The sequence below is a fragment of the Conexibacter sp. S30A1 genome (assembly GCF_023330665.1).
Classification (GTDB): Bacteria; Actinomycetota; Thermoleophilia; order Solirubrobacterales; family Solirubrobacteraceae; genus Palsa-465.
Window position 1 is genome coordinate 1,504,055 of the sequence record NZ_CP097127.1, and the last position, 12,201, is coordinate 1,516,255.

The 12,201-nt window shown below is 65.7% G+C and carries 11 protein-coding genes and 2 pseudogenes; 3 read left to right on the forward strand and 10 right to left on the reverse strand.

Going from position 1 to position 12,201, the window contains the following annotated elements:
• Positions 1–31: 31 nt before the first annotated feature.
• Positions 32–859, reverse strand: a complete 828-nt coding sequence (locus tag M3M54_RS07525) for a Xaa-Pro peptidase family protein (RefSeq protein ID WP_249021559.1) — start codon at positions 857–859, stop codon at positions 32–34.
• Between the two features lie 68 nt (positions 860–927).
• Between M3M54_RS07525 and M3M54_RS07530 the strand changes: the two genes are divergently transcribed.
• The 3 genes and pseudogenes from M3M54_RS07530 to M3M54_RS16915 all read left to right on the forward strand — a co-directional run.
• The gene (locus tag M3M54_RS07530; protein WP_249019252.1) at positions 928–2,355 is read left to right on the forward strand and encodes an IS256 family transposase; all 1,428 of its coding nucleotides are present in this window, start codon (positions 928–930) and stop codon (positions 2,353–2,355) included.
• Positions 2,356–2,419: 64 nt separating this feature from the next.
• Positions 2,420–3,705: pseudogene (locus M3M54_RS07535) on the forward strand (IS256 family transposase).
• Positions 3,706–3,811: 106 nt separating this feature from the next.
• A pseudogene (locus tag M3M54_RS16915) lies at positions 3,812–3,871 on the forward strand (hypothetical protein); the annotation flags it as partial.
• Between the two features lie 9 nt (positions 3,872–3,880).
• Here the strand turns inward: M3M54_RS16915 and M3M54_RS16710 are convergent.
• The 9 genes from M3M54_RS16710 to M3M54_RS07575 form a co-directional block, all read right to left on the reverse strand.
• On the reverse strand, positions 3,881–4,006 hold the full coding sequence (locus tag M3M54_RS16710; RefSeq protein ID WP_256465824.1) for a hypothetical protein: 126 nt from the start codon (positions 4,004–4,006) through the stop codon (positions 3,881–3,883).
• Positions 4,007–4,431: 425 nt separating this feature from the next.
• The gene (locus M3M54_RS07540; RefSeq protein WP_249021560.1) at positions 4,432–4,761 is read right to left on the reverse strand and encodes a hypothetical protein; all 330 of its coding nucleotides are present in this window, start codon (positions 4,759–4,761) and stop codon (positions 4,432–4,434) included.
• Positions 4,762–4,862: 101 nt separating this feature from the next.
• On the reverse strand, positions 4,863–5,462 hold the full coding sequence (locus M3M54_RS07545) for an HD domain-containing protein (RefSeq protein ID WP_249021561.1): 600 nt from the start codon (positions 5,460–5,462) through the stop codon (positions 4,863–4,865).
• A gap of 39 nt (positions 5,463–5,501) precedes the next feature.
• Positions 5,502–6,554, reverse strand: coding sequence for an ADP-ribosylglycohydrolase family protein (locus M3M54_RS07550; protein ID WP_249021562.1), 1,053 nt, complete (start codon positions 6,552–6,554; stop codon positions 5,502–5,504).
• A 316-nt stretch (positions 6,555–6,870) separates the two neighbouring features.
• Entirely contained in the window at positions 6,871–8,142 is a 1,272-nt protein-coding gene (locus tag M3M54_RS07555) for a YfjI family protein (protein ID WP_249019416.1), read from the reverse strand.
• Positions 8,139–8,954 (reverse strand): ExeA family protein, encoded by an 816-nt coding sequence (locus tag M3M54_RS07560; RefSeq protein ID WP_249019415.1) that lies wholly within the window; start codon positions 8,952–8,954, stop codon positions 8,139–8,141. Before M3M54_RS07560 ends, M3M54_RS07555 begins: the two co-directional genes overlap by 4 nt.
• A 3-nt stretch (positions 8,955–8,957) precedes the next feature.
• Positions 8,958–10,325 (reverse strand): DDE-type integrase/transposase/recombinase, encoded by a 1,368-nt coding sequence (locus tag M3M54_RS07565; RefSeq protein WP_249019757.1) that lies wholly within the window; start codon positions 10,323–10,325, stop codon positions 8,958–8,960.
• A 51-nt stretch (positions 10,326–10,376) separates the two neighbouring features.
• Positions 10,377–10,772 (reverse strand): helix-turn-helix domain-containing protein, encoded by a 396-nt coding sequence (locus tag M3M54_RS07570; protein ID WP_371878586.1) that lies wholly within the window; start codon positions 10,770–10,772, stop codon positions 10,377–10,379.
• A 341-nt stretch (positions 10,773–11,113) separates the two neighbouring features.
• Positions 11,114–11,827: an ADP-ribosylglycohydrolase family protein gene (locus M3M54_RS07575; protein ID WP_249021563.1), complete on the reverse strand. Its 714-nt coding sequence runs from the start codon at positions 11,825–11,827 to the stop codon at positions 11,114–11,116.
• Positions 11,828–12,201: the final 374 nt, after the last annotated feature.

Sequence of the window (12,201 nt, forward strand, 5' to 3'; positions counted from 1 at the left end):
GCGCGCCGAGGCCGGTGGAGAACGCTTCTGATCATGCGCTCAGCTCGAGCAGTTCGGGGTGTGGCGTTGACAGCAGCTCCGGACCATCCGGGCCGACGAGGACATCGTCCTCGAGCCGCAGGCCTCCGACACCGGGCAGGTAGATCCCCGGTTCGATGGTGAAGATCATGCCTGCGACAAGCGGGGTCTGCGTGCGCGGAACCAGGAACGGGGGCTCGTGGATCGCCAAACCGATCGCGTGCCCGGCGCCGTGAAGGCACTGCCCAAGATCGGGACGCGCTTCAACCGGCTGGCGTGCGGCAGCATCCACCTCACGGGCGCTGATCCCAGGGCGACAGGCCGCGATCGCGGCCGCCTGAGCCTCCCGCACGACGATCCAGGCGTCCCTCGCCCAATCCGACGCGGGCCCAACCGTGGCACACCGCGTCAGATCCCCCCAGTAACCGTCAAGACAGGCCGATAGATCAGCGCACACGACGTCACCAACGCGCAGCTCACGATCTCCGGGCTCACTGTGCGGGTTGGCAGCCCGCTCCCCGAACAGGATCAGTGGATGCGCTGCCCTAGCCCCCTGCTCGCGCAGCCAGCTCTCGACACGACCGTTGGCCTCACGCTCGGTCACGCCGGGGCTGAGCGTCTCAAACACCAGTCTCACGCCACGCTCGACAAGCTCGCACGCCGCCCTTACCTTTTCGATCTCACCCGCCTCCTTACACCAACGCAGCGCATCCATGAGCTGCCCGGCGCTGACCAGCTCAAACCCAGCCGCGCGCAACGCCTCGCTACGCACAAAATTCAGGTGCTCGCCCTCCACACCGACCCGTCGCGCACCAGCGAGCGCTGCGACCAGCTCAGCCACACTGAGGCGGACCGGGTTTAACGGGGGATCGTCACAGGAACTGTGTAGGCATCAGCGAAGGAGATCGCATGCCTACCACGACGAAGACCATGAGCAGTGATGTGTTGTTGGCCCAGCCCCCGTTCGGGGTGATGTCTCCCGCGCCTGGGTTGGGCGGGGAGGAGCGAAGCGACGAGCCGCCCAACCCAGGCGCGGCGCGGCCGGTGCCGGGGCTCGAGGAGGCGGTCGAGCGCGCGATCGCGCGTCGGCGGGTCCGTTGCGCGGTTGGGGGCGTTGAGGAGTCCTTGATCTCCGACGAGGTGATCGACGAGCTGCTGGCTGGCGCCAGGACCGAGGAGGAGATCCTTGGGTCAGGCGGGGTTCTTGGCCGGCTGACTAAACGGCTGGTGGAGCGTGCGATGAACGCGGAGCTGACCTGCCATGTCGGCTATGAGCCCCACCAGGAGCCCGCTGGCGGCGCGGCCAACCAGCGCAACGGGACGAGCGTAAAGACGCTCGTGAGCGATCACGGCAAGATCGTGATCGACGCGCCCAGGGACCGGGCAGGCACGTTTGAGCCGCAGATCGTCAAGAAGCGTCAGCGGCGCCTTGCCGGGATCGATCAGAAGATCCTCGCGCTCTACAGCCGTGGCCTGTCGACCCGTGACATCGAGGGCTACATGCAAGAGCTCTACGGCACGGGTGTGAGCCGTGAGCTGATAAGCCGCGTGACCGACCAGGTCGCAGACGACGTGCGTGAGTGGGCCAAACGGCCGCTTGAGACGATCTACCCCGTCGTGTTTTTGGACTGCATGGTGCTCAAGATCCGTGATGGTGGCAGCGTCGGGCACAAAGCGCTCTACATAGCGCTCGGGATCACCCTGGACGGCGACCGGGACGTGCTCGGCATGTGGTTTCAGGAGACGGAGGGCGCGAAGTTCTGGATGCAGGCGCTCAACGACCTGAAGACCCGTGGTGTGCGCGACATCCTGATCTGCTGTGTCGACGGGCTCACAGGGTTCCCTGAGGCGATCGAGGCGATCTTCCCGAAGACCACGGTCCAGACATGCATCGTGCACATGATCCGCTCAAGTCTCAAATACGTGCCCAGACGCGACCGTGAGCAAGTCGCCCGCGACCTCAAACCGATCTACACCGCGATCAACGCCGAGCAGGCATGGGCCGCACTGGAGGCCTTCGATGAGAAGTGGGGAGCGCGCTTCCCGATCATCACCCGGCAGTGGACCGCCGCCTGGGAGCACATCACACCGTTCCTCGCCTTCCCCGCCGAGGTCCGCCGGATCATCTACACCACCAACGCGATCGAGGCGCTCAACCGGCAGCTACGCAAAGCCATCAAAACCAAGGGCAGCTTCCCCAACGAGGACTCAGCCCGCAAGCTCGTCTACCTCTGCCTCCAGAACGCCGTCCCGCAATGGACCCGCTGCCGGAACTGGACAGCCGCGCTGCTAGCGCTCAAGATCCACTTCGGTGACCGGATCCCGGACGCAAGCTGACCACCACCCATTGACACGACGAGAGTAACTGTTAACCTGAAGAAACCACGCTTACACAGTTAACGTGACGCCCTCTAATTCAGCATCGTTGATTGTGCCTGAGCGCTTGCAGGTCTCGCTTGCCTGGGATCGCGGGCGAGGCGAAGGAGGGGCTGCTTGCGTTGGCTGTCAGCGCGGGTTTGGCGGTGTTGCAGGAGACGATGGAGTGGGAGGTTGGGCAGGTCGCGGGCCCGAAGGGCCGTGATGACTGAAGACCGGGCGGCGTATCGGCATGGGCGCACCGCTGGTGAGGTGACGCTCGGCGGTCGACGTGTGCAGGTCAGCCGTCCGCGGGTCAGGAAGGTCGCTGAGGGCCAGGAGATCGCGCTTGCAACCTACCGGCAGTTCACCGCCCGCGACCCGCTTTGTGAGGTGATGTTGGAGCGGATGCTCGCGGGGGTGTCTGCCCGTAAGGCGCGGCGGGTGGATGAGCCCGTCGGGAAGGACATCAGAGCGCATGGCCGTTCGACGCCTGAGAGTTCGGTGTCACGCGCGCTGGTGGCTGGGACACGAAGTGCGCTTACCGAGCTGCTTGAGCCGGGACCTCTCAGACTTGGAGCTGGCGGTGCTGTTCACCTGCGGGATCGACCTTGCGGACAGCACCAACGTGGTCGCGCTCTGAGATCACGACTGATGGCGTGAAGGTGCCGCTCTCGCTGCGCGAAGGCCAGGCTAAAGAACACGACCGTCGTGACCGCGCTGCTGGCCGATCTGGTTGATCGCGGCCTGCGGCTCACAGACCAGCAGCTCTACGTGCCAGGTGGCGCCAAGGCGTTGCGCAAGGCGGTGCGTGACCTGGCTGGGCAGCGGGCGCTGGTGCAACGCTGCCAGGTGCACAAGGCAAGGAATGTGTGCGGGCACCTACCCGAGCACCAGCGCGCCTGGGTGAGGGCGAAGCTTCGCAAAGCCTGGTCAGAGCCCGATCACAGCAAGGCGCTTACCTCGCTGCGGGCGCTCGCCTCACAGCTTCAGAAGACCCACCCCGACGCCGCCGGCTCGCTGCGGGAGGGCATGGAGGAGACCCTCACGCTCACCCGCCTCGGCATCGACGGTGCGCTGGCACGCACGCTGAGATCAACCAACAGCATCGAGAGCATGTTCGACACCGTCCGCACCACACAGCGCAACGTCAAACGCTGGCGTGACGGCGACATGCGCTTGCGGTGGACCGCCGCCGGGATGGCCGAAGCGGCCGCGCACTTCAACCGCGTCAAAGGCCACCGCGACCTGCCCAAGCTCCACGACGCGATCCAGCGAGAGCTACACCCGACGATCCCGACCGAGGAGGCCGATACCCTCAAAGCTGCCTAGAAATCACTGTCCGGATCGCCACCGAAGTTCAACAGCGAACGGGACATCTTCCATCGGCCAAAGGCTGCAGCAACTGCGACACGAGCACGGGCTCACGCTTCTGGAACTGGCCGGTCACTGCGGCTTCTCGACCGGCTACCTATCCCAGATCGAGACAGGCACCGCCGTGCCATCGCTAACAGCCCTGCAGGTCATTGCAGCCGACCTCGGCGTAGAGGTCGCAGACTTCTTCCCCGAGGAGCGCCGCCACGGCACACGACTGATCCGGGCCGCCGACCGCCACGAATTCCGCCTCGAGCAAGGCTCAGGCGAGGTCTACGCCGTACTGGCAGGCCAGGTCGCAGACCGCGCCTTCTCCGCACTCTACGCCCGCCACCTCCCCGCCAACGGAGGCAGCGAACGACCATTTCGCCACCTTGACGAGGAGTTCAGCCTGATCCTCTCAGGCACACTCGAGCTGACCATCGAAGGCGAGACCTACGAGCGCGTCACCGGCCCGCTCTGCCAACGACTCTCACACGTCGCAGCGAGTCATCGCCGATGGGCTGGTGCCGGGCGTGGCGCTACCTGTAGCAGGTCGCGCGAGCGGTCCCGGCCGGGATTCCGCGCTGGCCTGGCACGCGAGTGCGCATGTCGGCGTCCACGTGATTGCAGATCAAGTGGTTGGCGCGCTCGCACAGAACCGGCAGCCGTCAACGGTGAGATGCCGTTCCAGGTAGCGGTGATTCAATTCGCCGGGGCGAGGTCGAGGGTCACGCGCTCGGTGGCCCCAGGCCTGATCGGCGCAGTACGGCGCTGCGGCCGGTGGGAGGCGATCATCTCCGCAGCGGCATCAAGCAACGTCTCTCGCGCCACCTCTGCCGTGCGGCGGCGGGCGACAACTGCCGTGCACTCAGCCCGCTGCGCCATTATCAAGCCGTGCTCACCGGGCGTGCGCACCGTGGTCAACCTGACAGGCAAGCCCACCCGAGTTTTGAGGGCTTTGGTCGTTCGGTCTTCAATAACCCAGGTCCCCTCGTCGATAACACCGCCATCACCGTCCAGCGTGTCCGCCAAGACACCACCGTCCACGATCCACAGCAAACCGCGGTGCACGACATGCACCCGGCATGGATCACCCAGCTCGCAGGCGCTACCAGCCAGCTACGGCAACGATGTCAGATGGCAAATAGCCGGGTGACAGTGTCGTTGAGCTCGCGCGCCATCGGGCCGTTTGCGCGCTCTTGGAACACGGTCGCAAGGCTCGTGTAGTACCAGCGCTGGTCGTGGCGCGGCGCGTGAAACCGGTTCCAATGGGTGTCACCTTGCTGGAGCTGGTCGCGCAGCAGGGAGCGCGCGTTGGCGAGCTTGTCAGCCAGTGACACGCGCAGAACTCCCTGGTCTGTCTCCACCCTGAGATGGTCGAGGTAGCGTTCCTTCCGTACCCGCCAATCCTCCTTGTCCGTCTCAAAGGTGTCGCTGCAGGCCTCAACGATCGTCGCGACGCGCTCACCAAAGCGCGTGCGGATCTCCGCCAACCTCTCTCTGCCGCCTTGATCCTCGGGTGCGTCGTGCAGCAGTGCGGCGATTGCCTCGTCCTCATCGCCACCGTCCTCGAGCACCAGGCCACAGACCGCCAGCAGATGCGAGAGGTACGGGATGGTTGTTCCCTTCCTGAACTGGTTGCGATGGACCTCAGCTGCATACGCCAGAGCCTGATCGAAGCGGCCCGTCAGAGGCGTGGCTTCACGACTGGGTGGGTTGCCCTCAGCGGTCATCCACCGCCCAGGCTACCCGACCAGCAATCCGCCTGTGAGCTACGCCCCATCCGCGCGTCGGTGCAGCATATCCGCCAACCGCGCGGGCGCGTCGGTCTCGAGCGCGCCCGCCTGCGTGGCGGCGACCGCCTGCCTGTATGCGTACTCGGCCTCTTCCCAGTCCTCGAGCTGTTCGCACGCCTGGCCGAGGTAGCACCACGCCCACGCGTTGGCGCGAACGATCGAGGAGTAGTGCTTGAGCTGTTCCCTGGCCTCGGCTGGGCGACCCTGGTCAAGCAGCGTGTAGCCGAGCGCGTAGCGTGCCAGCTCATTGCCTTGCTCAAGACAGGCCTGCCACAGCAAAAGCGCCTTCTCGCTCTGACCGGCCGCAACCGCCCGGTCGAACAAAACCCGGTCCGGGGTACGGAGGTCACCGAGCACAAGCCGGGCGCTGGCGGCGATCAGACCGACGGTGCCCTGCTCGATCCCAAGCGGTGGCACATCGAAGCGAGGACCCCGCCACACCGCGGCGTTGGCCGGTGACTCGAAATCAAACGATGCGAACCCCCGCATCGCAAACCCCACGCAGCGCTCAGACTCAAGGTCGAGCATCAGGCGCACACCATCACAGATCTCGATGCTCCGTGCGGGCTCCAGGTCGTCAAACGCGTATTCGCGCTCATGCACATAGAGCGCGTCACGGTCCGGCACGTTTGAGACGAGCGTCGACCCATGCCCAAACACACCGCTTTGGGCTATCAGCAGCTCCGCTGCAAGCCGCGACTTCTGGTCGTGCTCAAGCTCACCCCTGAATGTGGCCAGCGCGGCGTCAAGCCGCGCACCGAGGTCGCTGAACCCACTGGGCCGGTGGCGCGCGTAACGGTTGCCGGCAACCACATCCAGGCCGCCACGGGCCTGCGCAAGCTCAAGCAACCGATCTGCCAGCGCACGCGCCTCCTCCGCCACCAGCAGCCCGTCAAGCCAGCGCGTTGGAATACCCCCTTCGCCGAAGCGCGCCCCAAGCAGCGCGCCAGCAACGGCGCCGTTGGTGTCGGCATCACCCCCGAGATTGACCGCCCACACCAACCCCTCCTCAAACGTCCTGGCGCTCACCAGGGCGCTTGAGGCTGTTGAGCGCCGTTGATTTTCGGGACGGTGATGCTTTTGTTCGGCGGCATCGGGGGGTGGGGTACGAAAGAAGAAGTAAGTCCGGGGTGGGGTCCCGGGCTGACGGCTGATCGGCTCGCAATGAAGGGCGGTCAGGGTCGTGGGCTTGCGGTTGCTTGTCGCGCGTTTGTGACCGCTTCGCTTTCGCTTTTGATCGCTCGCCATGAGGTGCTCAGGTTTCTGAGTGACCGGTCTGGTGGCGCGGCCGGGTGCTCGGCGAGCGATTCGACCCACTCGCGCGTGGCGGTAGGCAGCCGGCCGGTTATGTCCCGCTGCTGCTGGCGGCCCAGAGCTGGGCGGGTCGTCCGCCGGTCGGGATCTGGGTGCTGTGGACGCGGTGGGCGGCGTGCAGGGCTTGGAGGGCGTGGTCGATCTGCCCGGCGGGCTGGTTGTGGTTGAGGGTCTGGCTGATTTGGCTGCGGGTCAGTCCGCCGGGATGGTTTGTGAGGATGGTGTGGATCTGTTCGGCGAGTGGCTGACCGGTCGCACCGGTGAGCGCCCATGCTGCGGACCGGGTGGCGTAGTCCTGGAGCGCGAGTGCGGCGCTCAGGTGCGGGCTGCCGATCTGGGTTTTGCCGTCAGCGAGGGCGTAGAGAAGCGCGAGGCGGATGACGTGCGCTTCGGCGCGGGCGGTGATCTGGCCGATAATCCCGGCCTGTGGCTGGGCGAGTGTGCGGTAGGCGTGATGCCACATCTCCCGGGCGTCGGGATCAAGCTTGATCTGGCCGGCTGTGCGTGCTTGGCGTAGCGCCGTGGCGAGCAGGCGATCAAGGCCGGTGCCGGCGAGGGGGTCAGGTTCGCCGCCTTCTGGGAGCAGGCGCTGGCGGCGGCAGCAGACGATCAGGATCCGGTTCAGATACCCGTTGGAGAGCTCTGCCTGGGTTATGTGGCGGCGCAACTCGTGTTGGGTGATGTGACCGATTAGCGTGATGTGCGCGGTGCTGGCGCGCGCCGGCGCGGTGCGGGTCAGGATCGCCAGTGGCCGTCCATCCCACGCTGAGCGCAGAGTTGGTGAGAGTGTCGAGATCTCACGGCTTGCGGCCTTCAATACTGACGCGAATTCTGGTTCGATCACCAGCAGCCGCTGATCAGGGTGACCGGGATCCTGGCCGGCTGGGTCACGGACCGCCCAGATCAACCCCTCGCCACTGGATAGGCCGGTGAGAATCCGTGAGTCGATCGACGTGTCGACACTGACCAGAAGCCGACGGACATGATCCCAAGATGACCCCTTTCTCGCCTTCGCGCTGTCACCGACCAGCAGCATGAACTCGTTGGTGTGATGGCGGGTCGCTTCGACTTGGAACCACGCGCCACGACCGATGGCGGTACCGAACCCGACCAGCAGCTGGGTGAGGATCGCGACCGGGTCAGCCTCGGTGTGCGGGGCGACGCGGCCCACGATCTCGCCGAGCAGCTCGTGGTAGACGGCGGGTGCTGGTGCTTGCGGCCAGCCTGGCGGTGCTGGCAGCAGCCCGCTGTTTGTAGGCTGATCCTCCGGTGGCGGGTCAAGCAGCGACAGGGTGGCGGTCATTCGGCTGAGACCTCTGTGACGGCGACCCGTGCCGAGCTCTCATCCACGATCGCCTTGTTTGCCGCGAACGCGGCAACCAGCGCCGCGACAGCGAGGTTGTTGATCAACCTCGGCAGACCACGGGACGTGGTGTGGATCAGGCTGATCGCATCATCGGAGAACAGGGTGTCCGAGCGGCCCGCGAGCGCCAAATGATGCTGCACATAGCTTCGGGTCTCTTTCAGGTCGAGGCCGTTGATCGTGTAACGCACCGCGATCCTCTGGTCCAGCGCGGTGAACGTGCCGTTGCGCAGCCGACGCCGAAGTGTGGGTTGGCCGAGCAAAAGCAAACAGAACGGGGCGGTCTGGTCCATCCCCATGTTTGACAAACACCGGATCCCCTCCAGGCTCTCCGCGTCAAGCAAATGGGCTTCATCAATGATGATCACGACATGCTTGCCACGCTCCGCGCTCTCGGCGGCGAGCATCTCTTGGGCTTGGGGGATCAGAGCGGCGTGATGGAACCTAGGGGTGGCGCCCAGGGTGTTGATGATCAGCCCGTAGATACCGCGCAACCCGACGCCGGGGGTTCCGAGATAAAGCACCGTGTGCCTTGAGGCATCAAGGCTCGCCACAGCGGCGCGGGCAGCAACAGTTTTGCCGGCGCCGCACTCCCCGCTGATCACACCGATCGCCTGCTCACTGATGCACCACGCCATCCGGGCGACCGCCTCAGCATGCGAGCCATGGGCATGCAACATTCCCGGTGCCAGATCCTTCCCGAACGGCATGCGTGTGAACCCGTAATGGGCGCGCAACCTGTCAATACTCACTGCTCATCCCTCCTGCTTTTGGTTGATGTCACGATCCTTCTCGCCGTCGCCGTCGCCGTTGTTTGTGAGGCTGGCGTAGTCGATCCGCTGACCACCCAGCTCAGCGTCGCGCTGCTCAGCCAGCAGCTTCAGGTAGTCGATCCCTGTGCCGGCCGGTGGTGGCGGCAGCTCCCGCTGGGCTTGTGGGTGGGTGCGGCGGCCGATCACCAAAGGTGTGGCGGTCCCCATCGGGCGATGCTGGTAGCGAACCTCGATCATCGTGAGATCGAACGGGTCGAACACCAACTCGACCTTGCAGCCGGCGAGCGCGGCGTTGACCTCGTATTGGTTGGCGTAAAGCGACACGGTCGCGGTCTTCGTGACCGTCCGTTCCTGACTCCACAGAAACGCTTCGCGCAACAGCGCCGGGGTCGGCAACTGGGGTGCGCCCGCCGCATCAAACCGGGCCAGCGGGGCTTGCTTGGTCTCTGAGTGCACCCGGCGGTGATAAACGACCTCCACCCACGCGGAGAACCGACGGTTCAGCTCCGCCAGCTCGATGCCATCATCGATCTCCACCAGGAACTGGTCGCGCACGGTCCGGAAGAAGCGTTCGATTTTCCCTTTCGTTGTCGCCGCCCTCGGGCTTGCGTGAATCAGCCTCACACCAAGCACCGCACACGCACGAAATAGCTGTGAGGACACGAACGCCGAGCCGCGGTCAACCAAAATCTGGCCGGGCACCCCACGGCTCATCAACCCGGCACGGAGCGCGGCCTCGAGGCGGAACACATCCTCACCGGTCCCCCACCGCCACCCGGTCAGCAGGCGAGAGTGATCGTCGATAAACGCGACGAGCACCGCCCGCGCGGCGGTGCCGGCGAGCCTGGGGCCATGTAACCCGTCCCCAGTCCACAGCTCATTCCGGGCAGCGGCTTCGAACCGGCCATAAACCTTCCCTGCAGTGTGACCATCACCCCTGACGTTCAACCCGGCACGAGCCAGATGCGTCTGCAATGTCCGCAACCCCGGCACGTCCTCACCGTCCTTGACGCTGGCGAGCATGATCTGCCTGACCTGCGCGGCGGTTCGCTCCGGCCGCTCACGTTTCAAAGCGAACGCCAGCTCCAATGTCTCGGCCGGTGTCCTGACCGGGACGACCCGCCGCCGGGGAAGCAAAGCCTCGAACCCGCCGCGGCGATAAGCACGAATCCACTCATCCAGAGTGCCGCGCGCGACCCTGACGAGCTGCCCATCAGGCCCGACATGCTCACGCCCAGCCAGTGACCGAACGAGCCGGCCACGCTCAGCTTTCGACAACCCCTCATCGGCGGCGTCACGAATCAGGGTGTAACGAAACAGGCCGATCTCCCGGCGACGATCCTCATTCACCTCGTTGCTCTCCCGCGCTCTCGTTCATCCGAAGCGCAGGAGCGTCTCAGCTCACGCCGCCCACGGGAAGGCGGGAGCTCGTGTTGCCAACAGCACCCCGCCAGACAACCTGGACACAACCGGCCACGGATCCACCGGACCGAACCTCAAAACCCACGCCCTGGCCGTGACTGCGATCGCTTCCAACGCGTCCGCGACCACGCTCCCAGCCGGCATGATCGGCCCGAGCTCCGGGTCCAGCACGATCGCGCACCGCGTGAAATGCTCCCGAATCACATCCGCCCGCGCAGCGAACCGGCTCAACCAGCCCCGGACCGTGTCCGCCGGCAACCCCAACCACCCAGCGATCCGGCGATACCCCTGCCCAGCAACGCTCGCCTCAACCGCCGCGCCGATCACAGCCACCTCGTCCCGACGACGCAACAACCCGATATCAGGCAACAGCACATGGGTCCCCAGACACCCCCGGCACCTGGCCCGCCTGGGCACCAGCCGCCGGTCAGCACCCCGACAGCGCAACACCCGCTCCCGGCCATGACCCCACGGCCCCAACACCGCCCGGCATAACGGACACAACAACCCGCCAGCCAACAACTCAGCCTCGACCACGGCAGGCTCTGCACATACGATCAACATCGGGGTGCCACCTCCGGCATCCAAGAGAGCCCTCCCGGCAACCGCCAAGCTGACGGGAGGGCTCTCGCGCGTTCACAAACGCGCCAAGCCTGCCACCATCGCAGCAAACATGCCGCCGATGAACGGCGCCACCCACACCGCGCGTGCCGGATTCAAACGGCGCTCAACATTGAGGCGACCATCAGCGCAGTCCCAACATAACCGGCCCTCCCCCCAGCAGCCTCACTGGCGGCCACCTCACGGGCCGGCGCCCACTCGTGCGCAAGGCTCTCCGGCGCAGCGATCTCTGAGACCTCAACACCGCACACAAGCGACGCGAGCACGTCACAGAGCAGCTCGCACGCACCGGCCGCGTGATCATCAAAATGCGTGAGCTTCGAGTCGCTACGAGCTGCACCGGCCCGCCGCTGCGCTTCATGCAGGTGCCTGAGCGCGATCGGGGCGACCCGCATCAACGAGCCATTACCGGCACTCCTGCCCGTCGCTCGGTGATACTCCTCGGTCACCTCGGCAGCAGGTCGCCCCGCGCTCAAGCCAACGAGAGCCGCACCGACCGTGCTGCCCACGTCCTTCGGATTGGAACGAAACCAGTCCAGGTACGCAGCCATCGCCCGAGTTGTCTCATACCCCACGCTGGTCGCCAACGAACGAGCCAGCGCAAACGTCATCCCGGTGTCATCCGTTCCCTCACCCGGTACCAACGACAGCCAGCCACCACCCACAAGGTCAACGACCGGTCCACCGTACCTACGGCGGATCTCCCGCTCGGTCATGAACTCAAGCGGCGCCCCCAACGCATCGCCCACCGCCAGGCCCAGCAACACGCCGCGCGCACGATCTGACAATCGCTCACCTACGGACCCCATAAACACATTCTGATGCAGCACCAAGGCCACCTCACCAACCCATCCTGGTGTAGGCCACCCGGCAGGAGGTGCAAACCACAGCGATCACATCGCGCTCACGCCCCGCGCGCGAGCATGACACGTCAACCCCCACCCAGAACGCCCGAGGCCACCAGCCGCGTCCGGCCGGCAAGCAGCGTGTAGCCCACCCGTCACAGCGGTCTCACTACCGCACATAGAGGCCGCCCGGCAACACCATGGCCAAGCCCGCGCTCGAACTCGAACCCCCAACCGCTTCATTACAGGTGGCCTCCTTGCCATGCACCTGGCGACTTTACCACTGGCTCCTTCGAGTTCTGTGCCGTTCTCGCAGCGCAGAATTGCCGCGTTCCGGA